General features: G+C 56.1%; 20 protein-coding genes. 9 read left to right on the forward strand and 11 right to left on the reverse strand.

Annotated elements, in window-relative coordinates; translation table 11 throughout:
* Nucleotides 1-48: 48 nt before the first annotated feature.
* On the reverse strand, nt 49-1,071 hold the full coding sequence (gene ilvC / locus OS190_RS07015) for a ketol-acid reductoisomerase (protein ID WP_267157948.1): 1,023 nt from the start codon (nt 1,069-1,071) through the stop codon (nt 49-51).
* A 134-nt stretch (nt 1,072-1,205) separates the two neighbouring features.
* Here ilvC and OS190_RS07020 point away from each other — a divergent pair, with 134 nt between their 5' ends.
* The 3 genes from OS190_RS07020 to OS190_RS07030 all read left to right on the forward strand — a co-directional run bounded on the left by OS190_RS07020 (nt 1,206) and on the right by OS190_RS07030 (nt 3,435).
* A complete protein-coding gene (locus OS190_RS07020; RefSeq protein WP_267157949.1) occupies nt 1,206-1,661 on the forward strand; it encodes an Lrp/AsnC family transcriptional regulator in 456 nt (151 codons plus the stop codon).
* Entirely contained in the window at nt 1,658-2,113 is a 456-nt protein-coding gene (locus OS190_RS07025) for an Lrp/AsnC family transcriptional regulator (RefSeq protein WP_267157950.1), read from the forward strand. The genes OS190_RS07020 and OS190_RS07025 overlap by 4 nt, the downstream gene beginning before the upstream one ends.
* Before the next feature lie 197 nt (nt 2,114-2,310).
* Nucleotides 2,311-3,435, forward strand: a complete 1,125-nt coding sequence (locus OS190_RS07030; RefSeq protein ID WP_267157951.1) for an aminotransferase class V-fold PLP-dependent enzyme — start codon at nt 2,311-2,313, stop codon at nt 3,433-3,435.
* A gap of 127 nt (nt 3,436-3,562) precedes the next feature.
* Here OS190_RS07030 and OS190_RS07035 read toward each other — a convergent pair whose 3' ends face one another.
* Together OS190_RS07035 and OS190_RS07040 are read right to left on the reverse strand one after the other, a co-directional pair.
* A complete protein-coding gene (locus tag OS190_RS07035) occupies nt 3,563-4,759 on the reverse strand; it encodes a UbiH/UbiF family hydroxylase (RefSeq protein WP_267157952.1) in 1,197 nt (398 codons plus the stop codon).
* 9 nt (nt 4,760-4,768) lie between these two features.
* On the reverse strand, nt 4,769-5,416 hold the full coding sequence (locus OS190_RS07040; RefSeq protein WP_267157953.1) for a pyrimidine 5'-nucleotidase: 648 nt from the start codon (nt 5,414-5,416) through the stop codon (nt 4,769-4,771).
* Nucleotides 5,417-5,526: 110 nt separating this feature from the next.
* Here OS190_RS07040 and OS190_RS07045 point away from each other — a divergent pair, with 110 nt between their 5' ends.
* Nucleotides 5,527-6,180, forward strand: coding sequence for a GntR family transcriptional regulator (locus OS190_RS07045; protein ID WP_267157954.1), 654 nt, complete (start codon nt 5,527-5,529; stop codon nt 6,178-6,180).
* 73 nt (nt 6,181-6,253) lie between these two features.
* Here OS190_RS07045 and OS190_RS07050 read toward each other — a convergent pair whose 3' ends face one another.
* Nucleotides 6,254-8,296 (reverse strand): glycosyltransferase, encoded by a 2,043-nt coding sequence (locus tag OS190_RS07050; protein ID WP_267157955.1) that lies wholly within the window; start codon nt 8,294-8,296, stop codon nt 6,254-6,256.
* Nucleotides 8,297-8,379: 83 nt separating this feature from the next.
* A complete protein-coding gene (carA, locus tag OS190_RS07055; RefSeq protein ID WP_267157956.1) occupies nt 8,380-9,555 on the reverse strand; it encodes a glutamine-hydrolyzing carbamoyl-phosphate synthase small subunit in 1,176 nt (391 codons plus the stop codon).
* Nucleotides 9,556-9,749: 194 nt separating this feature from the next.
* Between carA and OS190_RS07060 the strand changes: the two genes are divergently transcribed.
* Nucleotides 9,750-10,208: a GatB/YqeY domain-containing protein gene (locus tag OS190_RS07060; protein WP_267158317.1), complete on the forward strand. Its 459-nt coding sequence runs from the start codon at nt 9,750-9,752 to the stop codon at nt 10,206-10,208.
* A gap of 219 nt (nt 10,209-10,427) precedes the next feature.
* Here the strand turns inward: OS190_RS07060 and OS190_RS07065 are convergent, their stop codons facing one another.
* Nucleotides 10,428-10,910, reverse strand: coding sequence for a DUF2244 domain-containing protein (locus tag OS190_RS07065; protein WP_267157957.1), 483 nt, complete (start codon nt 10,908-10,910; stop codon nt 10,428-10,430).
* Between the two features lie 230 nt (nt 10,911-11,140).
* Between OS190_RS07065 and OS190_RS07070 the strand changes: the two genes are divergently transcribed.
* A complete protein-coding gene (locus OS190_RS07070) occupies nt 11,141-12,229 on the forward strand; it encodes a hypothetical protein (protein WP_267157958.1) in 1,089 nt (362 codons plus the stop codon).
* 71 nt (nt 12,230-12,300) lie between these two features.
* On the opposite strand, the gene OS190_RS07075 is transcribed toward OS190_RS07070, so the two are convergent.
* Nucleotides 12,301-15,741 (reverse strand): pyruvate carboxylase, encoded by a 3,441-nt coding sequence (locus OS190_RS07075; RefSeq protein WP_267157959.1) that lies wholly within the window; start codon nt 15,739-15,741, stop codon nt 12,301-12,303.
* A 102-nt stretch (nt 15,742-15,843) separates the two neighbouring features.
* Nucleotides 15,844-16,983, reverse strand: coding sequence for an alpha-hydroxy acid oxidase (locus OS190_RS07080; protein WP_267158318.1), 1,140 nt, complete (start codon nt 16,981-16,983; stop codon nt 15,844-15,846).
* Between the two features lie 174 nt (nt 16,984-17,157).
* Between OS190_RS07080 and OS190_RS07085 the strand changes: the two genes are divergently transcribed.
* Nucleotides 17,158-19,578 carry an ATP-dependent helicase gene (locus OS190_RS07085; protein WP_267157960.1) on the forward strand — a complete coding sequence of 807 codons (2,421 nt, stop codon included), beginning with the start codon at nt 17,158-17,160 and terminating at the stop codon, nt 19,576-19,578.
* A gap of 519 nt (nt 19,579-20,097) precedes the next feature.
* Here the strand turns inward: OS190_RS07085 and OS190_RS07090 are convergent.
* Nucleotides 20,098-20,319, reverse strand: a complete 222-nt coding sequence (locus OS190_RS07090) for a DUF1127 domain-containing protein (RefSeq protein WP_267157961.1) — start codon at nt 20,317-20,319, stop codon at nt 20,098-20,100.
* A 9-nt stretch (nt 20,320-20,328) separates the two neighbouring features.
* A complete protein-coding gene (locus OS190_RS07095) occupies nt 20,329-20,823 on the reverse strand; it encodes a hypothetical protein (RefSeq protein WP_267157962.1) in 495 nt (164 codons plus the stop codon).
* Nucleotides 20,824-20,834: 11 nt separating this feature from the next.
* Here OS190_RS07095 and OS190_RS07100 point away from each other — a divergent pair, with 11 nt between their 5' ends.
* The gene (locus tag OS190_RS07100) at nt 20,835-21,908 is read left to right on the forward strand and encodes an Mrp/NBP35 family ATP-binding protein (protein ID WP_267158319.1); all 1,074 of its coding nucleotides are present in this window, start codon (nt 20,835-20,837) and stop codon (nt 21,906-21,908) included.
* 15 nt (nt 21,909-21,923) lie between these two features.
* On the opposite strand, the gene OS190_RS07105 is transcribed toward OS190_RS07100, so the two are convergent.
* Nucleotides 21,924-22,709, reverse strand: a complete 786-nt coding sequence (locus OS190_RS07105) for a hypothetical protein (protein WP_267157963.1) — start codon at nt 22,707-22,709, stop codon at nt 21,924-21,926.
* Nucleotides 22,710-23,476: 767 nt separating this feature from the next.
* On the opposite strand from OS190_RS07105, the gene mraZ reads away from it, so the two are divergent.
* Nucleotides 23,477-23,980, forward strand: a complete 504-nt coding sequence (mraZ, locus tag OS190_RS07110) for a division/cell wall cluster transcriptional repressor MraZ (RefSeq protein WP_267157964.1) — start codon at nt 23,477-23,479, stop codon at nt 23,978-23,980.
* Nucleotides 23,981-23,984: the final 4 nt, after the last annotated feature.

A 23,984-nucleotide genomic window follows, 5' to 3' on the forward strand; every position in this document is an offset into this window, starting at 1 on the left:
AAAAGGGTGGTCCGCAGACCACCCTCGCCAGACTCGATTCTTGCGCGCTTAGTTCTTGGCTTTGTCGACCATCTTGCCCGCTGAGATCCAAGGCATCATGTCGCGCAGCTTGCCGCCGACCACTTCGATCTGATGTTCGTCGTTTGCTCGGCGCGAGGATTTGATCGTTGGTTGACCTACTGCATTTTCCAACATGAAATCGCGCACGAATTTGCCCGATTGGATGTCGCTCAGAACGGCTTTCATCCGGGCCTTTGTCTCGTCATAGGGCAGGATACGCGGACCGGAGACATACTGACCATATTCCGCGGTGTTGGAAATCGAATAGTCCATGTTGGCAATCCCGCCTTCATAGATAAGATCGACAATCAGCTTGGTTTCGTGGAGACATTCGAAATAGGCCATTTCCGGCTCGTATCCGGCCTCGACCAGTGTTTCAAAGCCCATACGGATCAATTCGACGATACCACCACAGAGAACTGCCTGCTCGCCAAAGAGGTCGGTTTCGCATTCTTCACGGAAATCGGTTTCGATGATTCCGGACCGGCCACCGCCGATGGCGGAGCAATAGGAGAGACCGATTTCCAGGGCCTTGCCGGATGCATTTTTGTCAACGGCAACAAGGCAGGGCACACCGCCACCTTTGGTGTATTCACCGCGCACCGTGTGACCAGGGCCTTTGGGCGCCATCATGATCACGTCGATGCCTTCTTTGGGCTCGATCAGGCCAAAGTGAACGTTCAGACCGTGGGCAAAGGCGATGGCCGCTCCTTCACGAATGTTGTCGTGTACGTATTTTTTGTAGGTGTCCGCCTGCAGTTCGTCGGGCATGGTGAACATGATCAGATCGGCCCATGCTGCGGCTTCAGCGATTTCCATAACCTTGAGGCCTTCGCCTTCGGCCTTTGCCTTGGAAGCCGATCCGTCACGCAGGGCAACCACGAGGTTCTTGGCTCCTGAATCGCGTAGGTTCAACGCATGTGCGTGTCCCTGTGAGCCATAGCCGAGGATGGCGACCTTTTTGTCCTTGATCAGGTTAACGTCACAGTCTCGATCATAATATACGCGCATTGGCTTGTCCTTTGATTGGATTTGTTCTGAGCGGGACTATAGAGACACCGGCGCGAGTGGCCATGGTGGAATAATGAGTTTATTTGGCAAGATGAAGATGGTAATGCGCGATAAGTTTAAAAAATGGAAAAATCATGCTTGATGATGTGGATCGCCGTTTGTTGCGGTATTGGCAGGCGGAGCCGAGCCTGAGTCCGGGTGATCTGGCCGACCGATGTGGCATGTCAGCGGGCAAGGCTGCGCGCCGCCTTGCGCGGATGGAAGAGAATGGCGTGGTGCAGGGAGTCGGTGTGGTGATCAACTGGGCGGCTCTGGGGTATGCGGTAGAAGTGTCTTTACGGGTGACGCTGGACAAGACGCAGGGCAATGCATTTGACCTCTTTATTGTGGCAGCCCGCAAGGTTCCCGGGGTGATCGAGATACAGACCTTTTTGGGGCGCGTTGATCTGCGTTTATCGATCATTGCCCGCGATATGGCGCATTACCAACAGATTTACCGGCGCGATATTTTGTCCTTGCCGCATATCGCTGACATCGAAGCGTTGATGCATGTGGCCCGGATCAAGACAGATGAGACATTGCCGTTGTGATTGTGTTGGACGCCATTGATCACGGATTGCTTACGGCTTTGGCGCGTGATGCCCGTCACTCTGCCAGTGCCCTTGGCAAGGTCTTTGGCTTGTCCCAACCTGCCACTTGGCGCCGGATCAAACGGTTGGAACAGGCCGGTGTGATCGGGGGGAGACGGCTGCGGCTGGATGCGGAAAAGCTGGGGTTCGGCGTGACGGTGTTTCTGGGCATCAAGCTGGCTACCAAGGGGCGCGTGTCGCTGGAAGATTTCGAACGCGCGGTTTCGGCGATTCCAGAAGTGCAGACCGTTGAGCATGTTTTGGGGCGATACGATTACCGTTTACGGGTCGTGGCGCGGGATCTGCCGGATTTTGAACGGGTCCTGCGCCGCAGGATCATGACGTTGCCCGGTGCAGGCGAAGTCGAGGCGAATGTCTTGCTGAGCGAGGAGCGGCTTGCCGGCCCGCTATAGGGCTGGTCCCTTGTCAGCGGAGGCTCGTTCCTGCCAGTTTCACCGAGCAAGCCGAGAAGGGGACTGCGGTATTCGCCAGGTTGCGCTTTCAAGGGGATGCGCAACATCTGTAGGTGGTCACCATTGCACAGATACACTTTGCCAATGACCACGCGGCTTTGTATCTACAGGGCAAAGCACCAGCAAAGGAAATGATCATGGCATTGCTAGATACGGTAGATCCCACAGGGCTTGACGAGTTTTCGGTGGTCTTTACCGATCGCTCGCTCAATTCGATGAGTGCCGCATTTCAACAGGTGATGCGCGATATGTCGCAGATGCTGAAAGAGGTCTATCAGGCCGATGCTGTCGCAGTGGTCCCGGGTGGTGGTACATATGCGATGGAAGCGGTGGCGAGGCAATTTGCACGCGGGGCAGAGGTATTGGTGGTGCGCAATGGCTGGTTCTCCTACCGCTGGTCCCAGATCATCGAAACCGGTGGCTTGACTGCAGGGGCGACGGTAATGAAAGCGCGCCAACAGGGAAATGCACCCGCATCGCCCTATGCTCCGGCTGCAATCGAAGATGTCGTGGCGTCGATCCACGACGAAAGGCCACAGGTGGTTTTCGCACCACATGTTGAAACCAGTGCGGGGGTGATCCTGCCTGATGACTACATCGCTGAAATGGCGAAAGCCGCCCATGACGTCGGGGCGTTGATGGTGCTGGATTGCATTGCGTCGGGCTGTGCCTGGATTGACATGCGCAAGTTGGGCGTGGATGTGTTGATTTCAGCGCCGCAAAAGGGCTGGTCATCCTCTCCTTCTGCGGGACTTGTGATGCTGTCAAAGCGGGGCGAGGCGCGGCTGGCCGAGACTGTTTCGGACAGTTTTTCCATTGATCTGGGGAAATGGCGGGCGATCATGAAAGCCTATGAAGATGGGGGCCATGCCTATCACGCGACCATGCCGACAGACGCGCTGCGGATGTTTCGCGACACGATGCTCGAGACCAAGGAATACGGTTTCGAGCGGTTGAAAGAAGCTCAGTGGAAACTCGGTGACGGCGTGCGCAAGATGTTGGAGGCCAAGGGGATTGTCTTTGTCGCTGCAGATGGCTTTGGCGCGCCGGGGGTGGTGGTGAGCTATACCAATGACCCTGACGTGAAATCCGGTAGGGCCTTCGCCGAAAAAGGCATGCAAATCGCGGCGGGTGTGCCGCTGCAAGTGGGAGAGCCGGAGGGGTTCAGCACCTTCCGGCTTGGTCTGTTCGGTCTGGACAAGCTATATGATGTTGATGCGACCCTCGGTCGCCTTGCAGCGGTGGTGGACGAGGTTTTGTAGCCCGCTCAGGCATGACTCAAGCCATGAGTTACGGGAAGAGGTGGCGAAACAGGCATGCCTTTCCCTCTATTGTCGCCACTTACCCTTGGGTAAAGGGGCGTCATGCACTGCCGGAGGGGGTGTTCAATTACCTTGCGCCGAGCCCCATCTGCATCAGCAGGTTGCGTAGCGGTTTCTTGGCATAAAGCGCGTCCAGCCCCTTGGCACGAAGATCACGGGCTGCCGGATGGCTTGCCTGGGAGACACGGTTCAACAGATCGATGCCTTTGATGCGCATGCGGATGTCACCGAAGCGCGCCTTGTGATAGGCCGTGAGCATCTGCGCATTGCCCAGGGTCTCGCGATCGGCCAAGGCGAGTTGCAGCAGGCTCGCGACATCCTGAAGGGACATGTTCAACCCCTGGGCGCCGATGGGCGGCATCACATGAGCGGCTTCCGCGATCAGGGCAAGGCGCTCTCCTGAGAGGCGGGCAGCGTGCTGACTGATGATTGGCCAGACGTTGCGCGGACTGGCCAGGGTCAGGGGGCCAAGAATGTGACAGGAACGTTCCGTCATAACCGCCTCAAAGGCTGCCACATCCATTTCAGCGCGGGACAGAATGCGATCGCCATCGTCCATCCAGACAACAGCCGAAGAGGGTATTCCGTTGTGGTCGGGGAGGGGAACCAGGGTAAAAGGTCCGCCGGTACGGTGGATTTCAGTTGAAACATTTTGATGTGGCGCGGGGTGGGTGACTGCAAAAGCCAGTGCCTTTTGTCCGTAGCGTCGCGTGCTAACGTCGATGCCCGCAGCCTGTCGCATCGGACTGTCACGGCCATCGGCCGCAATGACCAGTCTTGTCATTACCTGGGTGGCATCACTCAGGCTGACTTTGGCACCGGCGGTGCGTGTGAACAGGGCTGTCGTTCCGGTTCCGGGTCGGAAATCTACATTTTCCAGCTGCTTAAGTCGCGCCACCAATTCGCGGCGCAACAGCCAGTTTGGAAAATTCCAGCCGAATGGCTGATCCGAAATCTCTGCCGCGTCAAAATCGCGTGTCACACGAGGCTCCGCGATGAGTCCACCTGCATCAATCAGCCGCATGATCTGTAATGGGGCCGCATGCGGGGCAAGAGCCTCCCATAGGCCTGCTTCTGTCAGTACCTTGCGTGCAGGTTGCAACATCGCGGTTGAACGCATGTCCGCCCCTTCGGCATCGCGCGCGGTTATCGGCGGGGCGGGATCAACGCAAATGACATCAAAACCAGCGGTGCCAAAAGCGGCGGCCGCCGTCAATCCGGCAATGCCCCCACCGGAAATCAAGATGTCACAATCATATTTCATGTGCCCAGCTTACTCCGTCAAGCGATCAAGGAAGTGAGACAAATCGTCCGTATGATACTCAATATGTGCAGCGGCAAACGGATCTGGGGCAACATGCACGGTCTTCATCCCCATTTCAAAAGGCGCGGCAAGGTTGCGCGGATCATCTTCGAACATCGCGGCCCGTTCAGGTGTCAGACCATCGGTGGCAAATACCCGGTCAAAGGCACTGCGTTCGGGTTTGGGCAGAAAACCGGCGTGTTCTACACCATAGACCGCATCGAAGACCCCCGACAGGCCACGTGCAGCCAGCACGCGTTCGGCATAGGGCGCACAGCCATTTGTATAAACGATGCGCCGACCGGGCAGGGCCTTGATCCGTGCAGCAAGGTCTGGGTCGGGAATCAGGCTGTCCATGGGAATGTCATGCACATCCTCAAGATAGGGTGCGGGATCAACGTCATGTTCGCGCATCAGGCCCGCCAGGGTCGTGCCATGGGTATGCCAATAATGAACCCGCAGACGGTTTGCTTCGTCCTTGTCTACCTTGAGGGTTGCCATGACCCAAGCGGTCATGCGCACCTCGATATGATCAAACAACCGGGCCGAGGGCGGATAAAGCGTATTGTCGAGGTCAAATACCCAAGTGTCGACATGGGAAAAAGAAGTCTGTGGCATGAGTGCATCGTTAGGCGCTTGGCGCGGGCGGCGCAAGAGCGAGCTGGCCACGGATGCTTGCGCATGCAGGCGGGCTGGGTAGGATGCCGGCATCAATGAGGAAATTGAATATGCCTGCGCTCAAATCAGGGTCAACCGACGCCTATTCGATGATACTCGAGGCGATTGACGGGGGGACCTACCGGCCCGGTGACCGGCTGGTGGAAAGTGAACTAGCCGATCGGTTCAATGTGTCGCGCACCCCTATTCGCGAGGCCTTGCAACGGCTTGAGACACAATCTTTGCTGGCCCGAGAGGGCCGCAGCCTGATTGTGGCGTCACTCGATCACAACCAAACCGCAGAACTCTATGTGGTGAGAACCGAACTGGAAGGACTGGCCGCACGTCTTGCGGCGCGCCACGCAACCCCGGAAGAGGTGCGGGTATTGCGCGAAATGGTCGAAGCGGATGATGCCCTGATCGATCAGCCGCAGGCTCTGGCACGCAGCAACAGGCGGTTTCACAAACAACTGCATCTTGCCTCGCACAACCGTTACCTGGTGCAACAACTGGATCTGGTCTATCGGTCCATGGCCTTGATGGCCGAAACATCATTGGCGGCTGAGGGTCGCGGGGAAATTGCCCAGGCCGAACACGGCAAGATCGTTTCGATGATCGAAGCCCATGACGAAGAGGGCGCAGATGCCGCATTGCGGGCGCATATTTCGGTGGCTTTTGTCACCCGTCTCAAACAGGTAGCGGACCGGCCCGAACGCGACGGTTAGGATTGGCACGAGGTTGATTTCTGGCGGGTTCCGCTCTTGTGGGTTTTACCGGTTCCTTCAATTGCGAACCGGTTCATTTGGCACCGACGGCACCCTGCGGAAACTGTTGTTTCACTGGCGACCTTTGTTCGAGGTGCGGAAGAGAATCACAAACCTCGATCCCAGGCGTTTCCAGTTCTGACATCCGTGGAGAAACCGGGGCAATTTGCGGTCCCTCAACAATCAGGTTTTGAGGATACTCCGTGGCCGATGTCACACCATGTTCCGTCTTGTCCCAGAAGAATGGGCTGGCGACAAATTCCTGCAATCCCTTGAACGCAGCCAAAGCCCCGAGAGGATAGTAAAAGGGAGTGGTGAAAACCCACCACATGAGATGCCTGTGTTCCTTACCGGAAACCGCCATCAGCGACATGCCAAGGTTCAAGGTGTACGAGAGTATGAAGACCGACACCATCGACCACATGGCCACATTGCCTAGGGTTTGCGGTACCGGATGCGGCAGGCCAAACATCGCGATCCAGAAGGACCATAACAATGGCGCGCAAAAGAACTGTGCTACCGTTGCCAAAAGCATCGTCTGAATGCCAATAAACCGACACCATCCCAAGTCTCGAAGCAATTGCCGCGGGTCGCGCATGTGCACACACCATGTAATCAGGAACCCTTTGAGCCAACGGGAACGTTGCCGGATCCAGGGCCACAAACGACAATTTGCTTCTTCATATGTTACTGTGGGCAGCAATTCTGTGACATATCCGGCCCGTGCCAGTCTTACGCCCAAATCCGCGTCTTCGGTGACATTATGTGCATCCCAACCAGAGAGCTTTTCCAGGATGTTACGGCGAAAAAACAAGGTTGTCCCCCCCAAGGGAATGACCAACCCCATCCGCGCAACCCCGGGCAGCAAGACCCGCCACCACGTTGCATATTCAATTGTAAAACAACGTGACAGCCAGTTGGCCCGAGGGTTGTAATAATCCAGGATTCCCTGCAGGCAGGCGACGTTTTCTGGTGCCTTGCGAAATCGATCCACCACGCGTTCCAGTTGATCCGGCTCTGGCGCATCTTCTGCATCCCAGATCCCGATGATACTGCCTTTGCAAAAATCCAGTGCATAGTTCAAGGCGCGGGGTTTGGTCGTCAGGCTGTTGGCCGCAGGGACGGTGATCACGCTGACCCACGACGGTAATGCCGTACGGGCAAGCGTCGTCCTTGTGATGGCATCGCTTTCTTCCAGCACCAGAACGACATCCAACAAGGCCTTGGGATAAGTCAGCTTGGTCAGGCGGGCAATCAACGCGCTGGCGATCTCCCTTTCCTTGAGCAATGGTACCATGATTGACACCCGTGGCAGGCGGAAATTCAGGGAATGGTTGGCCGTGAAGGGCACCGGGGCATCCGGCACCTTGTGGGTGATTTGTGACCAAAGTGCCGCGGCCTTGAGGGTTGAGGTCATCAGCAGCGTGATAAAAGCAAACAAGGCCGCGACGGTGAAGCTCCACAGGGGGGCGATGATCACACAGGCGAGGATGAAACTCATGATTGCCAGGGCCCATAATGTGCGAATGCGGCTTGTCACATCCCATGTGCGGCAACTGAATATGGCTGGGACGCGCGTGGCCGCCTTGTGCGCGAGCTCTAGCCCATAAGTATTTGTGATCGCGTCTTGAATCTGCTGTTCCGAAGCAACAATCGGCAGGATCGTTGGCGCATGTTCACCGAGGGCCTGCCGAAGCTTGTCAAACAATTCCGGCCTGCTGGTCGCGACGAGTAACACCCCACCCATATCCATCCATGCGACAGCACGGTATTCCAGACAGAGTTTGGGGGGCAGATGAAGGTCAAGACCCGGTTGCGGAGGATCGTCACGCAGATCGACCAGTTGGGTATTGTGCTGAGCGGCAAGGCATTCCAACACATCGCGCGATGAAGCGAGCCCTTCTGCAATCAGGATTTCTCCCAGCGGTGCGTCAACATGTTGTTGTAAATCAAGCGCGTGCACCAGATCCTTGTTTCGGATCGCACCTGTTTCAACCAGATGCCGGCCAAGCGGCATTGGCGGATGAAGCGGTCGCGCAAGTTGCGGATCAGCGAGATGTAGCCGTAGTTTGCTCATGAATAGCCCGACAGAGTTAATGAAGGGCCAAATTTGCAGTGATCGGTTAACAAGTAGTTAACGCAGGAACGGTGGGAACCCGATCAGGTCAGTACCTTCTCGATGTTGTTTTCCTGCATCGCTTGCGCGAAGCGTTCGAACAGATAATAGCTATCCTGCGGTCCTGGTGAGGCCTCGGGATGGTGCTGCACCGACCAGACAGGACGTCCTTCGAGTCGAATACCGCAATTGGACCCGTCAAACAGTGAAACATGGGTTTCGCGTACACCTGTGGGCAGGGTTTGCGCATCGACGGCAAAACCATGATTCATTGACGTGATTTCGACTTTGCCAGTGTCCATGTCCTTGACAGGATGGTTCGCCCCATGGTGGCCGTGGCTCATCTTGGTTGTTTTGGCACCAAGGGCCAGCGCCAACATCTGGTGACCAAGACAGATACCGAAAAGCGGTAGATCGGTCTTGTCCAACACTTCGCGGATCATAGGAACCGCATATTCACCCGTCGCTGCCGGATCACCGGGACCATTGGACAGGAACAGCCCGTCAGGATCATGCGCCATGATGTCATCAAATGTTGCCGAAGCTGGCAATACGGTGACATCACAGCCCGCAGAGGCAAGACAGCGCAAGATATTGCGTTTTGCGCCATAGTCGACAGCGATCACTTTATGTTTTGGGTCAAGTTGTTGGGGGTAGCCATCCGGCCATGCCCACCGCATTTCGTTCCAACGGTAGGATTGCGCACAGGTAACATCCTTGGCCAGATCCATGCCTTCAAGCCCGGCAAAGCCGCGGGCGGCGTTAACAAGCGCCGCAATGTCGAAATTTCCGTCTGGATCATGGGCTAATGCGGCATGAGGGGCACCCTGATGTCGGATGGCGCGGGTCAACCGCCGGGTGTCGATGCCACCAACGGCAATGCGGCCACGCGCTGCAAGCCATGCGGAAAGCGACTGGGTATTGCGCCAGTTGGACGGGTCGGTTGGCATCCATTTCACAATCATGCCTGCTGCTACCGGATCGGTGGTTTCGTCGTCTTCGACGTTGGTGCCGGTATTGCCGATGTGGGGAAAGGTAAAGGTGACCAACTGCCCCGCATAGGAAGGGTCGGTCATGATTTCCTGATACCCCGTCATCGCTGTGTTAAAACACAACTCCGCCACGGTCTGGCCAGTGGCACCAAAGCCCATGCCGTAAAAAATAGAACCGTCCGCAAGGGCAAGACAAGCGGTCGGGCGTGTGGGTGCAGGCGCGGACATGAGCAGTCTCCGGCAGATGTGGATGGGGTAAACGATGCTGTGGATACCGCCCGGTGACGGCAGGGTCAAGGGTGCAGCGTAAATGAGATATTGCTTAAAAACAGTCACTTAACCTCGGGGTAGGGGCATTGCTTTGACGGTTTGCTTTGGGTATGGTCGCAATCTTGAGATTTCTTTGGATGGGACGGTTCCACATGGGTTTGCGCAAACGCATCACCGAGGCCTTGAAGCAGGCCATGAAAGACAAGGATGCTGCACGGCTATCGACACTGCGCCTGATCAATGCAGCGATCAAGGACAAGGATATTGCGGCCCGTGCGACCGGGACGGATGAAGGGGTGGCAGATTCCGAGGTTCTTGCGATCCTGGGAAAAATGACCAAGCAGCGGATGGAATCTGCCCGTGCCTACGAAGAGGGCGGGCGTCTGGATCTTGCCGAACGCGAAATGTCCGAAATCAAGATCATAGAAGAATATCTGCCCCGTCAATTGAATGACGCAGAAACCACTGCGGCGGTGGAAAAGGCAATTGCCGAAATCGGCGCCGAAAGCATTCGCGACATGGGCAAGGTAATAGGGGCGCTCAAGGCGCAATACACCGGTCAGATGGATTTCGGCAAAGTCGGCCCGATGGTTAAGGATCTATTGAGCTAAGGCCGGTGAAGCAGGTTCAGGCACCTGTTATGGGTCATGCCAGCGTAGTTTCAGGTCTCTGCTGTTTGGGTTAAAAAACAAAGCACTGAACCTAAAACATAATGCAGTGCTTTAACTTTTGACGGGGGCAGAGAAGCATCGTTGCACTCATGTGCGCCTTTTCTGAAAAACTGGGGCAATGCCAGAGTCGGCGAAAGCAACTGATGTTTCACAAGCTGCCTAACGGCTCAGGGTGCGTTGCAGGTCTTTGAACAGTTCGACACGTTCTTCTTCGCTCAGAAAGGCTCCGATTTCGACCTCGCGGCCCTCACCACGCAGCGTCACGTAGTTCGGAACGGGTCCGTCCCTGTCGTATTTGGTGACCTTGGTCCAATAACGGTTGCACTGCCATTCTTTTACCTCGCCCTTGGGTGTCGTATGGACAAGACGCGCCTGGTCCGGACTGATGGTCAGGATTTCATTGATCTGGCGCGACCTGTGGTTTGATTGCAGCGCAAAATAGATCCCTGCAACCGCCATCAATGCAAAGGGCAGGATACCCCAAAGCAGAACTGTGCCGAGCAGGGCAAACGAGGGGATGAGAATCATGGTGAAGGTGGCCAGAACAAAGGCCGCGAATCCACGGGCCGGTAGGGATTGATGCGGCCAGAGGCGCATTTCCTGAAGCGCCGCCTGTGGCGGGGTTTTCCATTCGTAGGGCATTGAATTGATCCGTATTCTGATGATTGAAAGATAGCGGATCAAATTCCGTGAGCAATGCGACAGGTTGCTCAGGTGTCATGATTGTGCCTGAGAGCTGCGTTTCATCTTTTTGAGCAGCGGAGAGATGGGAATAGATCAGTGACTTTTGAGCGAATAGCTGCTTCATTTTACCGTGACGTGATTGTTGAGCAGGAACAGACAGAAAACTGTTTCAAATTAAGGGAAAAACGATGAAAGCCGTACGCCGTCCGTTGTTCTGGTATAATCTTGTCATGTGGTTGGTGTCAGTGGTGTTCGCGTCGCTGCTGATCCAGCTAGGTTCTTTGATCATGTCGGATGTACCGACAGCAGGCAAAAGAATTTCACGGGAAGATTTTCTGGATCAGCAACAGATGGATGTCGTGGATGCGCGGATTGATCAGGCGCAATCACGCCTGCAGCAGCTGGAGGACGAGTTTGAAGATGCGAGATTCGTGTTGGAGTCCCGGACGCTTGACTATCAGAACCAGAGGGCGAGCTTTGAAAACTGGATAAAAACGCGCTCTGCGACACAGTCTGAGAGCCAGAACGCAGAAGTGGTGGACCGGGTCAGGGCGGTTGAGTTGCTCAAGCTGGAAGAGCGCACCGCCCAGCGCAGGGTGAATGGACTGGGTCAGGATATTGTGCAGGCCAAACGCGATTTGGCGAAAGTAAAGAATGAACGTGGGCAAATTGTGGAAAATGCGGTTGAGCCCTATGAAAAGGCGCGAACCTTCGAGGTTCTCAAGGTATTTTTGCTGCGCTTGGCATTGACCTTGCCGCTGCTTTTGATCGCCGCATGGTTGATCTTTAAGAAGCGTCAGTCGACCTATTGGCCGATCTACCGTGGTTTTGTAATCTTTTCGTTGTTCGCCTTTTTTGTCGAACTGGTGCCCTATCTGCCGTCTTATGGCGGTTATGTGCGGTATAGTGTTGGGATTGTACTGGCACTGCTCTTCGCGCATTTCGCCACCAAAGGCATGGCGCATTATCTGCAAAAGAAGAAAAGCGAAGAGAGCAGACCAGAAAGCGAAAAGCGCAAGTTGATTGCCTATGAAACGGCAGTAAAGAAGATTTCAAATGGTGTCTGCCCCAGTTGCGACCGCCAGTTTGCCGCAGCCAGGAAGCTGCGCAAAGGAGAAGATAAGGACGAAATCAAAGTGGATTTCTGTGTGCACTGCGGATTTTGTTTGTTCAGCGCCTGTCGTAACTGCGGACAGCGCGAGAATTCTTTCTACAAGTATTGCGGAGCCTGCGGCGTCGCGTCAGAGGATGCTCCGGTCGTCGCGCAGGAATCTTGAAGCACCGGAAAATGTCAGCCAAGGCAAGGTTGCAAACAGGGTGGCAGGCGGGGTTTCCCCCGCTTGTCAGATTATTCCAATTCGACCAGCAAATCCTTGGCGTCGATCTGTCCACCGGCAGCGACATGGACAGACTTTACCACCGCATCCCTTTCGGCATGGATGCCGGTTTCCATTTTCATGGCCTCGATGGTCAGCAACAGGTCACCTTCGTGAACCTGCTGACCAACCACCGCCCCGACAGAGGCGACGACACCGGGCATGGGCGCACCGATATGTTTGTCGTTGCCCGCTTCGGCCTTGGGGCGTTGAATAGTGGTTGCCTTGACCAGACGGTTGGGCACGCGGATCACGCGGGGTTGACCGTTTAGTTCGAAGAAGACTTTTACTTCACCGTCTTCACTGGTTTCGCCCACCGCCTGTAGCCGGATCTCAAGCGTCTTGCCCGGATCGATCTCGGCACTGACTTCTTCGCCCGGCTCCATTCCGAAAAAGAACGTCGGTGTCGGCATTGTGCGCACGGGGCCGTATTCCCGGTGGCGGCCCATGTAGTCAAGAAAAACCTTCGGATACATCAGGTATCCGGCAAGGTCTTCATCATCGATCGCCATCCCCTCCAGTTGTTTGGAAAGGTCTGCACGCGTGGCCTCGATGTCGACGGGGGCAAGGTGGGCACCGGGGCGGGCAAGGTTGGGCATGTCACCTTTCAGCGCTTTGTTTACGATTGTCGCAGGGAAGCCGCCGGGCGGTTGTCCGAGGTTGCCGCGCATCATGTCGATGACTGATTCGGGAAAGGCGACCTCGGTGCTTGGGTCTTCGACTTCGGCGCGGGTCAACCCTTGTGAAACCATCATTAGTGCCATGTCGCCGACAACTTTAGAACTGGGCGTTACCTTGACGATATCGCCGAACATCTGATTGACCTCGGCATAGGTGCGCGCCACTTCCGGCCAGCGGTCATCAAGACCAAGACTTGCTGCCTGTGCCTTGAGGTTGGTGAACTGGCCTCCGGGCATTTCATGCAGGTAAACCTCCGAACTTGGTGCCTGCATGCCGGTTTCAAATGCACTGTACTGGTGACGCACGTCTTCCCAGTAATCCGAAATCTCGCGGATGGCCTGCATCGAAAGCCCGGTGTCGCGGTCGGTATGTTGCAGTGCAGAGACCACAGAGCCAAGCGTGGCCTGGGAGGTGTTGCCGGAAAAAGCGTCCATGGCACAATCGACGGCGTCGACGCCCGCCTCGCTTGCCGCAAGGATCGTGGCGCAGGCAATACCAGCAGTGTCATGGGTGTGGAAGTGGATCGGCAGGCCGACCTCGGATTTCAGGGCTTTGACCAGGACACGTGCCTGGGCCGGTTTCAGCAGGCCGGCCATGTCCTTGAGGCCAAGGACATGTGCACCGGCGGCTTTCAATTCCTTACCCATCGCAACATAGTATTTCAGGTCGTATTTTGCGCGATTCGGATCAAAGATGTCACCGGTGTAACAGATCGTGCCTTCGCAGACCTTGCCTGCGTCGATCACCGCATCCATGGCGACGCGCATGTTTTCGACCCAGTTCAGACTGTCGAAGACGCGAAAGACATCGACGCCGGATTTTGCGGCCTGGGCGACAAAGAACTGCACGACATTGTCCGGATAGTTGGTGTAACCCACGCCATTTGAAGCACGCAACAACATTTGCGTCATGACGTTGGGCATGGCTTCGCGCAGATCGCGCAAGCGCTGCCACGGACATTCCTGCAGGAAACGGTAGGCAACGTCAAAGGTGGCACCACCCCAGCATTCTACCGAAAAGAGCGAGGGCAGATTGGCCGCATAGGCCGGCGCAACCTTGATCATGTCATGAGACCGCATCCGCGTAGCGAGCAAGCTCTGGTGTCCGTCGCGCATGGTGGTGTCCGTGATCAGCAATTGACGTTGCTGTGACATCCAGTCCGCGACGGCCTGCGGGCCTTTTTGTTCCAACAGGTTGCGGGTACCCATCTGTGGTTCTGCCCGGTTTGCGGGCGGTTTGGGCGCACGTAGCTGCGAGCCGGGGCGGGCGTGATCCTTGGTCTCTGGATGGCCGTTCACGGTGATGTCAGCGATGTAAACCAGCACCTTGGTGGCGCGGTCACGGCGTTTTTTGAAGCTAAAGAGGTCCGGTGTCTCATCGATGAATTTCGTGTGGTAGGTATTGTCTAGGAACGTCGGGTGTTTCAGCAGGTTCTCGACAAAGGCAATGTTGGTGGCGACGCCGCGGATGCGGAATTCGCGCAGGGCGCGGTCCATGCGGGCGATGGCGGCTTCGGGCGTTTGTGCCTTGGCCGTGACTTTCATCAGCAGGGAATCATAGTAACGCGTGATCACGCCACCGGAATAGGCCGTGCCGCCGTCAAGACGGATGCCCATACCTGTGGCTTCGCGAAACGCGGTGATGCGGCCGTAATCAGGTATGAAATTATTCAGTGGGTCTTCGGTCGTGATACGGGTTTGCAACGCGTGACCAGTGAGGACAATGTCATCCTGGCTGGCTTTGCCAGTGGCCTCGGCGATGGTCTTGCCCTCAGCGATCAGGATCTGGGCCTGAACAATGTCGATGCCAGTGACTTCTTCGGTGACAGTGTGTTCAACCTGGACACGCGGGTTCACTTCGATGAAGTAGAATTTCCCGTCCGCCATATCCATCAGGAATTCAACAGTTCCGGCGCATTCGTATCCGACATGGGCGCAGATTTTGCGGCCCAAAGCGCAGATTTCAGCGCGTTGGTCATCACTTAGATAGGGGGCGGGGGCGCGTTCGACGACCTTCTGGTTGCGCCGCTGGACAGAGCAGTCACGTTCAAACAGGTGATAGATCTCGCCATGTTTGTCGCCGAGGATCTGCACCTCGACGTGGCGGGCCTTGAGAATCATTTTTTCCAGATAGCCTTCGCCGTTACCAAAGGCAGCTTCGGCCTCTCGGCGCCCTTCGAGAACTTTCTCTTCGAGTTCACTCTCTTCATAGATCGGACGCATGCCACGTCCGCCGCCGCCCCATGAGGCCTTTAGCATGAAAGGATAGCCGACTTTCTTGGCCTCCTTGCGGATGGCTTCCATATCGTCACCCAGCACCTCGGTGGCGGGAATGACAGGTACGCCTGCTTCTATCGCGACACGGCGGGCGGAGGCTTTGTCGCCCAGGGCGCGCATGGTTTCGGCACGCGGGCCGATGAAGGTAATTCCATTGTTTTCGCAGGCGTCGACAAAATCCGGGTTTTCCGACAATAGGCCGTAACCGGGATGAATTGCATCTGCGCCAGAGGCTTTTGCGACGCGGATTATTTCATCGATGCTTAGATAGGCCGCGACAGGGCCAAGACCCTCGCCAATCCGATAGGCTTCATCCGCCTTGAAACGGTGCAGACCGAGTTTGTCCTCTTCGGCGTAGACCGCGACAGTTTTCTTGCCCATTTCGTTGGCAGCTCGCATGATACGAATGGCAATTTCGCCGCGGTTGGCGATGAGGATCTTTGAGAATTCGGGCATGGAAGCCTCCGGCAGCTAAAATTTTCGGCAGTTTAGTGTTGCTGCGTTGCGGCGCAATACCGGAAGGCAGAAAGTTGCAACATTTCTGTAACGATTGAAAAATCAGGCAAGTTGCAGCGGTGGGGGTAGGGATTTGAGATCAGCAGCGCCGAGTTGGCCCATGTTGGCAATCATGTCTTTGGTGAGAATGTCGATCAAGTGATCCGGGCCCTTTGCGCCCAGAGCCCCAAGGGCAAAGTGAAACGCACGGCCCAGCATCACAAAATCCGCTCCCAAAGCAAGGGCGCGCAGAATGTCGAGGCCGTTTTCAACACCGCTGTCAAAAATAACTGGCAGTTTGGTGGCCGCCCGGATCGCGGGGAGCGCTTCGACACTGGCAGGGGTGCCGTCGAATTGACGGCCCGCATGATTGGAGACCCAGATCGCATCAACACCAGTTTTTTCCAGTGCGGCTGCATCGTCCGGGTGCATCACGCCTTTAATGATAAAGGGTCCCTGCCAGGCATCGCGTAACCATTTGACATAATCCCAATCGGGGGAGGTGCGCAGAAGATAACCCATATGAGCAGTTGGCGACATGCCTTTGGTCGAGGCATTGATATATTTGTCAATGCCACGCATGCGCGGCATGCCGCGTTTTGCGGTTCTGAACGCCCATGTGGGACAGGTCATGATCTGGGCAAGGATGCGGGGTGTGATGGTAGGGGGGTTGGTCAGGCCAGAGCGCACCTGACGTTCCCGGCGCGACGATTCGGGCACATCCACGGTGAGCACAAGCGCGTTGAAGCCTGCAGTTCTGGCGCGGGTCAGCATGTCTGTGCGGATGGTGGGGTCCCGCGGAGGATAAAGTTGAAACCAGGCGTTTTCGCCAAGATGGGGCGCGATGTCTTCGGGGCTTTGAGTGGCAACCGTAGAGATACAATATGGGATGTTGTGGCTTTTGCTCGTTGCTGCGAGGTGCGGTTCTGCTCCGGGCCATATCAGTCCGGACATGCCAATCGGTGCGATGCCGAAGGGAAGGGGCAAATCGCGACCGAAAAGACTGGTGCGCAGGTCGGGTTTGAGTTCGCCGTGTAGAATTGACGGCAAAAAACCAATCCTGTCGAGTTCCTGACGGTTACGCGCCTTGGCTGCCTCTGCGCCTGTACCGCTGTCGAGATAATCCCAGACGAATTTTGGGATTCGTTTGTGTGCGGCACTGCGCAGATCGGTGAGCGCGGGATATTTGCGGTGCAGATCCATGGGGTATTTGCGCCCAAGGCCGCTGGATTGTCCAGCCGCGAAGATCGGCAGTATGCCTGCGGTGATGTCTGACCTGTGGCCAGTGTCGCGCAGTGGCATTCAATGTCAAAAGAGAAGGGGAACATGTGTAGAACACGGGTTTTCCTTTGGCCGTTCATTGGCTAGTCTGGGAACATGAGCAGTTTTGATGAAATGGACGCCTTTGAAGGCGCATCGCTGTCCGCACGTGCCATGGCCGCGCGGCCTCAGCCCTATTTGGACGGATTGAACCCTGCGCAGCGGGCGGCGGTTGAACAGATGGACGGGCCAGTCTTGATGTTGGCCGGTGCCGGTACGGGAAAGACCAAGGCGCTGACGGCACGGATTGTCCATTTGATGAATACCGGGCGGGCGCGTCCCAATGAAATTCTGGCGGTGACCTTTACCAACAAGGCCGCACGGGAGATGAAAAACCGTGTCGGTTCGATGTTGGGTCAGCAGATCGAGGGGATGCCCTGGCTGGGCACTTTTCATGCGATATGTGTGAAATTGTTACGGCGGCATGCGGAATTGGTGGGGTTGAAGTCAAACTTTACGATTCTGGATTCCGACGACCAGTTGAGATTGCTCAAGCAGTTGATCCGCGCCGAGAATATTGATGACAAACGCTGGCCTGCGCGGATGCTGGCGGGGATAATTGACGGCTGGAAGAACCGGGCATTGACACCGGACAAGGTGCCGGCGTCGGATGCAGGGTTGTACAATCATCGCGGCTCCGAGATCTATGCTGCCTATCAGGCGCGTCTGCTGGAACTGAATGCGACCGATTTCGGCGATCTTCTGCTGCATATGGTGACGATTTTCCAGAAACATGCGGATGTGCTCGAGCAGTACCAGCGTTGGTTCAAATATATACTTGTGGATGAATATCAGGATACCAACGTAGCACAGTATCTATGGCTGCGCTTGTTGGCACAGGGGCACAGGAACATTTGCTGCGTCGGGGATGACGATCAGTCGATCTATGGCTGGCGCGGGGCCGAGGTGGGCAACATCCTGCGGTTCGAGACGGATTTCCCCGGCGCGCATGTGGTCAAGCTGGAGCAGAATTATCGCTCGACGCCGCATATTCTGGCGGCAGCCTCAGGCGTGATCGCAGGCAATGAGGGGCGCCTGGGCAAGACGTTGTGGACCGATCGTGAGGAAGGCGAGAAGGTCCGTCTGATCGGCCATTGGGACGGCGAGGAAGAGGCACGTTGGATTGGTGATGAAGTTGAGGCCATGCAACGTGGCACGCGGGGAATGGAGGCCGTCAGTCTCGATCATATGGCGATTTTGGTGCGGGCGTCGCACCAGATGCGCGCCTTTGAAGACCGGTTTCTGACGATTGGGTTACCTTACCGGGTGATCGGCGGACCACGGTTTTACGAGCGGATGGAGATCCGCGATGCGATGGCCTATTTCCGCATTGTGACCAGCCCCGATGATGATCTGGCGTTTGAGCGGATTGTAAATACGCCTAAACGCGGACTGGGCGACAAGGCACAGCAGAAAATCCAGATGACAGCGCGGGAACACGGCGTGAACCTTGTCGATGGCGCGCGGATTTTGCTGGCCAATGACGGGTTGGGCGGCAAGGGCGGCGCGCAGTTGCGTCAGCTGATTGACGGGATCGAGCGGTGGAACGGCAAGCTGCGCGGGCCGGTGATGCAGGCGCCACCTGACGATAGCGTGCTCGATGATGGCGGTATTGAAGTTGCGCGGGTTGAATACGGCCCACCCGTGATGTCGCATATGGAGCTGGCAGAGATTATTCTGGACGAATCCGGCTATACCGGCATGTGGCAGAACGACAAGACGCCCGAAGCGCCGGGACGTCTTGAGAACCTCAAGGAATTGGTCAAGGCGTTGGAGCAGTTCGAGAACCTGCAAGGGTTTCTGGAACACGTCAGCCTGATCATGGACAATGAAAGCGACGAGGGCGGCGCGAAAGTGTCAATCATGACGCTGCATGCGTCCAAGGGCTTGGAGTTTCCGGTGGTGTTTTTACCCGGATGGGAGGACGGGTTGTTCCCGTCACAACGCTCGATGGATGAAAGCGGTATCAAAGGCCTGGAAGAAGAGCGGCGGCTGGCCTATGTGGGGATCACGCGGGCAGAAGCGCTTTGCACGATCAGTTTTGCGGCGAACCGCCGGGTATTTGGACAGTGGCAAAGTGCGATGCCATCACGATTCATTGACGAACTGCCGGCGGATCACGTCGACGTCCTGACACCGCCGGGATTATATGGTGGCGGATTTGGTGTGGCCATGCCGACCAGTAACCTGCATGAGAAAGCAGCAGAGGCAAACGTTTATAATTCGCCAGGCTGGAGACGGTTGCAGGCGCGTTCTGGTGAACGCGGAATGTCGCAGCCGTCGGAGGCCAGAAATGTCACGATTGATATGAAGGCGGTCAGCAGCTTTGTGATGGGGGAACGGGTGTTCCACCAGAAGTTCGGATATGGTGCGATTATCGACATCGAAGGTGACAAGCTGGAGGTCGACTTTGAAAAGGCGGGTCGGAAAAAAGTTGTCTCCCGCTTTGTCACAGGTTGTGACGATGTGCCGTTCTAAACTGGAACCTGCCCGTTTTCTGCAAATAATTTCGACAGGATATGGGGCGATCGATGGGCATTAGGCCCGACAGTTCGACTTGGTCACTGTAATAGAGTGAGCCGTTGATCTAGGATTTTCAGAAATATGCAGAGGGATTCCTTGCATTGCACTTGCAATCGGGGAAGGCACTTGCGCTGGATTTTTCCAGGCCGCGCAGACAATGGGTTTTGCGTACCAGGTTCCTGTCTTTAGCCATAAAAGCGGTAAGGTCCAGGTCGAAAGAAAATCCCTTGTATGGCTGGGCTATGGCTTGTCTCGGACTTTCGCCGAGAGCGGTTACCAAAACAGTTCAACCAGAGAATGGAACAGAAAACAGCCGCACCTTGGGAGGAAGGTACGGCTGTTTCTTTGTCAGCCCGAAGCATCTGGGAGGATCGGCTTCGAGTCAGTGCTGCGCGGGCGGCCATTTCAGGGGAGGAAGGGCAGGCCGCAGCAGCTCAGACACATCGCGGGGAGGCGCGTTGTGTCCGATTCAAATTAAATGTCGGCTTTGGCCGCTGATTCCAGTGCAACATGATGCAGTTCGGAACGGTGCAGCCCCAGGTCAGCCAATTCACGTTGGGTCAGCGCGTTCAACCCGTCAAAGGTTGCGCGGTACAGGCGGTGACGTTTGTAGCGGGTGATCAATGGGGTGATCAGGCGCGATACACGCATGCCAAGGGTTTCAATATTGGCGGATGATACATTCGAATATGCCATTGGGGCACCTCAACTTTTTACTGTGTCTGTGTTTCTGTTGAGCTGTACATACGCCTTTTGATTCAGCAAACAACGCCCGTTCAGGCAAAGCCGGTATGCGGTTTCTGCATAGGGAACATCGCGGCAACCAACTGTTAATAAAAGGGAAACAATCTCCTGGAGGAGGCACCGGAGCGTGAAGGCATAGGGGAAGGCGAGAAAAGGGGCAGCGATATCTGGGAGGAGATACCGCTGCCAAAATACAGACTTGCTCGGGAGGAGGATAAGCTTGTCTGGTCTTTCTGTTGAAGCGGCTTGCGCTGCTTCGATAGGTAAATAATTGAATATTTGCTGCGGATGCACAATGATTGTCTTTGCAATGCTGCTATGCGGCAATCGCATGGATGCGGCGTTGCGGCATCGTTGGCTGCGGGCCGACACCTGCGCAAATGGCCGCGCCCCCTTGCGTCCCTTGTGGAAACTGCGATGTCTTTCGGAACCATCTGTTGTAAGGAGCCGCGCCAATGTCCACGCCTATATCCCCGACCAAAGCCGAGATCCAAGCCGCACTTGAGCGTGTCAGCCTGCCAGACGGGCAGAGTTTGATGGCGCATGACCTGGTGCGGGCGCTCTCCATTGAGGGTTCTATTGTGCGCTTTGTTGTCGAAGCTCCGAATGCGGAAGTCGCCCGCCAGATGGGCCCGCTGCGGGATGCCGCGGAAAAAGCGGTGCTGGCGGTGCCGGGTGTCACGCAGGCCCAGGTGGCTTTGACTGCGCATGGCCCCGCTGCCAAACCTTCCGCGCCGCCCAGCCTGAAAGTCGGCGGGCATCCCAAGCCGCAGGATGGGCCGCGAAAACCAAGCGGCGTACAACGTATTCTGGCAATCGGGTCAGGTAAGGGGGGCGTGGGCAAATCGACCATCAGCACAAACCTCGCAGTCGCCCTGGCGCGGGCCGGTCGCAAGGTGGGTTTGCTGGATGCGGATATTTATGGCCCCAGCATTCCACGTATGATGGGGGTCAACAAGAAGCCCGCCAGCCCTGATGGCAAGACGATCATCCCCTTGCATGCGCATGGTGTGACGCTGATGTCGATTGGATTCATGATGGAAGAGGGCAAGGCAGTTGTCTGGCGTGGGCCGATGTTGATGGGTGCCTTGCAACAGATGTTGGGACAGGTGGAATGGGGCGAACTGGATGTGTTGATCGTCGATCTGCCACCGGGGACAGGCGATGTGCAACTCACACTTTGTACCAAATCCGAGCTGACAGGGGCGATTGTGGTGAGCACCCCGCAGGATGTTGCGCTGATTGATGCCCGCAAGGCACTTGATATGTTCGCGACGCTCAAGACACCTGTGCTGGGTTTGATCGAGAACATGTCGCTGTTTGTCTGTCCCGATTGCGGTGCCGAACATGAGATATTCGGCTCTGGCGGGGTGAAGGCCGAGGCCGAAAAGATGTCGGTCCCGTTGTTGGGCGCATTGCCGATTGATCTTGAGACACGGCTGGCGGGCGATGGCGGCACACCGATTGCCGCCGGTGAAGGGCCGATGGCGCAGGCCTATGCGCGGATTGCCAAGGGGTTGATTGAGGGCGGGATGGCCTGAAGCTGTCCTGAGGGGCTATTGCCCCAATGATCGCCCCTCGACCATATAGCCGTAAAGCGTGGTCAGCACCGAAATAAAGACCAAACCTTCCAAAATGAAAACCAGTGTTTGCGCGATGACGGCGATGATACCTACATCGGGCAGCACGGCATTCGTCACTATATAGACGCAGACGTTCAGCCCCGAGAGCAACAAACCAACCCCCCAGAGTTGGGCAGAAAGCGGTTTCGTGATCTGCCAGCTTTCACCAAGGGTCATGGTATAGCCGATGGCCGCGGCGGGGAGGGCCAGGCTGAGACGCAGGGCGATCCAGATAAAGGCCAGCCCGCCCAGAAAACCGATCAACATGGTTGCCATGCCGTCGGGATTGTCCCGTATCAGAAGCAACCCCAGTCCCCCCATGGCCAAACTGATCGGGATCGCTGCCAGTACTTGCGCGCATCCGACCACAACAGCCCGCCAGACATAACCCAGAAAGATGCTGAGGTTCGGGCGCAGGTTTTCGCGCTGTTCGGCACCATTCAACAAAACGTGCCGATGCCACAATACGGCCATCAGCGCATAACCCAAAAGGCCGACCAACCCGAAAAACACCATGTTCAACAGATCATCAGGGCGCAGGGTTTTGCCTGTATCCTGGGTGTCTTGCATAAAGGCCACCAGATCGGGAGAGAGCAGGGCCACGCCGATGCTACAGCCTATTACCAGCACCACGGCCGGCATGATCACCCGCAACGTGGCCGCTGTTTCAAAGATCAGCATGCGCAGGGCGTGGGCAAGAATTGCCAATGCGGTGTTCATGTAAGGCTCCGTTGCTTAATGGGGGTCTTGTGGCGGCTTGGACCAAAAGAAGCAAGATGCAGCGATGTAACCGGTTTCCGAGGCTTCGCGTCGGACATGGCTGGGAATGCATGGGTCACCGTACGGGAAAACGTGGGACTAAAGCATGAATCCGCCGCAGCATTGCGCTGAAATCCGCTGAAACCGAATCAATTTCGTGAGACAGGGCTTGATTCGGGGCAAGAAATACAGTCAGCCTTGAGAACAAGCGTGGAACATTGCCTGTGGATAAAACTGTGTGTGAAGTTTTTTGGGAATTCATGGGAGATTTTGGGGCTTCGCCTGATGGCACAATATATTGTGGTATTCTAAGTTAATATAGCAAATTAAGCTAAAAATTCGAATTGTCGGAACGCTATATCTTGTTTTGGACCCCTGTGGGAAACCATATTTAGGGGATAAATTGCAAATTAATTGTAGACGCCCATGAATTCCCATGGCATCCCTAGTGCATCGGATGAGAACGGGAACACGGGGCACCAAACGACCCCACATAAAAACAAAACCTAGCAGGTTTCATACAGGCACCTCGCTTTCATCAGACCAAGAGATCCGGCGCGCGAGCGAGCAGACATCCCCCCAGGTGGCGCGCGCAGTCGGACTTCCCCGCAAAGCGGGACAGAGGCGGCGGGTTGATCAGTGGCAGCAGATCAAGCCCGCCGTTTCTACATCTAACACAGGGTTTTCCGGTGGGACGGACGACCTGGCGCAGGCAGGAACATAGTACAGTGAGCCGAAGGTTCAGAGGCGAAAGCCACCACAAGGTCGATGCGAAGGGGCGGGTGTCTATCCCAGCCTCTTTTCGGCGTGTGCTGGAGGCAGGCGACCCGAACTGGAAATCCGGCGAAAACCCTGAACTGGTAATTGTCTACGGCGATCACCGCCGTTCCTATCTTGAATGTTATACCATGAACGCGATTGACGAGGTGGACGCAAAGATCGACGCTTTGCCGCGTGGCTCGATGGAGCGCAAGATGTTGCAGCGTCTGTTCCACGGCCAGTCCTTTCCAACAACCGTTGATGAGACCGGACGCTTGGTACTGCCTGCCAAACTGCGTCAGAAAATCGACCTCGAGAACGAAGCGTTCTTTATTGCCGCAGGTGATACCTTCCAGATCTGGAAGACCGAGACCTATGACACCGTCGAACGCGCGAAAGAACAGGAATGGCTGGACGATCTACCTGAGGATTTTGATCCGATGGCGTTCCTCGACGGTCCTTCGGGGGAATAAAGAC

It is taken from the genome of Sulfitobacter sp. F26204, assembly GCF_026410305.1.
Classification (GTDB): Bacteria; Pseudomonadota; Alphaproteobacteria; order Rhodobacterales; family Rhodobacteraceae; genus Sulfitobacter.

Bases quoted from the DNA above. Each gene is read 5' to 3' on its own strand.
- OS190_RS07040 (WP_267157953.1), bottom strand. From the start codon at position 5,416: ATGCCACAGACTTCTTTTTCCCATGTCGACACTTGGGTATTTGACCTC.
- OS190_RS07105 (WP_267157963.1), bottom strand. From the start codon at position 22,709: ATGAACACCGCATTGGCAATTCTTGCCCACGCCCTGCGCATGCTGATC.
- OS190_RS07090 (WP_267157961.1), bottom strand. From the start codon at position 20,319: ATGGCATATTCGAATGTATCATCCGCCAATATTGAAACCCTTGGCATG.
- OS190_RS07065 (WP_267157957.1), bottom strand. From the start codon at position 10,910: ATGCCCTACGAATGGAAAACCCCGCCACAGGCGGCGCTTCAGGAAATG.
- ilvC (WP_267157948.1), bottom strand. From the start codon at position 1,071: ATGCGCGTATATTATGATCGAGACTGTGACGTTAACCTGATCAAGGAC.
- OS190_RS07060 (WP_267158317.1), top strand. From the start codon at position 9,750: ATGGGTTTGCGCAAACGCATCACCGAGGCCTTGAAGCAGGCCATGAAA.
- carA (WP_267157956.1), bottom strand. From the start codon at position 9,555: ATGTCCGCGCCTGCACCCACACGCCCGACCGCTTGTCTTGCCCTTGCG.
- OS190_RS07070 (WP_267157958.1), top strand. From the start codon at position 11,141: ATGAAAGCCGTACGCCGTCCGTTGTTCTGGTATAATCTTGTCATGTGG.
- OS190_RS07020 (WP_267157949.1), top strand. From the start codon at position 1,206: ATGCTTGATGATGTGGATCGCCGTTTGTTGCGGTATTGGCAGGCGGAG.
- OS190_RS07085 (WP_267157960.1), top strand. From the start codon at position 17,158: ATGAGCAGTTTTGATGAAATGGACGCCTTTGAAGGCGCATCGCTGTCC.
- OS190_RS07050 (WP_267157955.1), bottom strand. From the start codon at position 8,296: ATGAGCAAACTACGGCTACATCTCGCTGATCCGCAACTTGCGCGACCG.
- OS190_RS07035 (WP_267157952.1), bottom strand. From the start codon at position 4,759: ATGAAATATGATTGTGACATCTTGATTTCCGGTGGGGGCATTGCCGGA.
- OS190_RS07080 (WP_267158318.1), bottom strand. From the start codon at position 16,983: ATGGATCTGCACCGCAAATATCCCGCGCTCACCGATCTGCGCAGTGCC.
- OS190_RS07075 (WP_267157959.1), bottom strand. From the start codon at position 15,741: ATGCCCGAATTCTCAAAGATCCTCATCGCCAACCGCGGCGAAATTGCC.
- OS190_RS07045 (WP_267157954.1), top strand. From the start codon at position 5,527: ATGCCTGCGCTCAAATCAGGGTCAACCGACGCCTATTCGATGATACTC.
- OS190_RS07030 (WP_267157951.1), top strand. From the start codon at position 2,311: ATGGCATTGCTAGATACGGTAGATCCCACAGGGCTTGACGAGTTTTCG.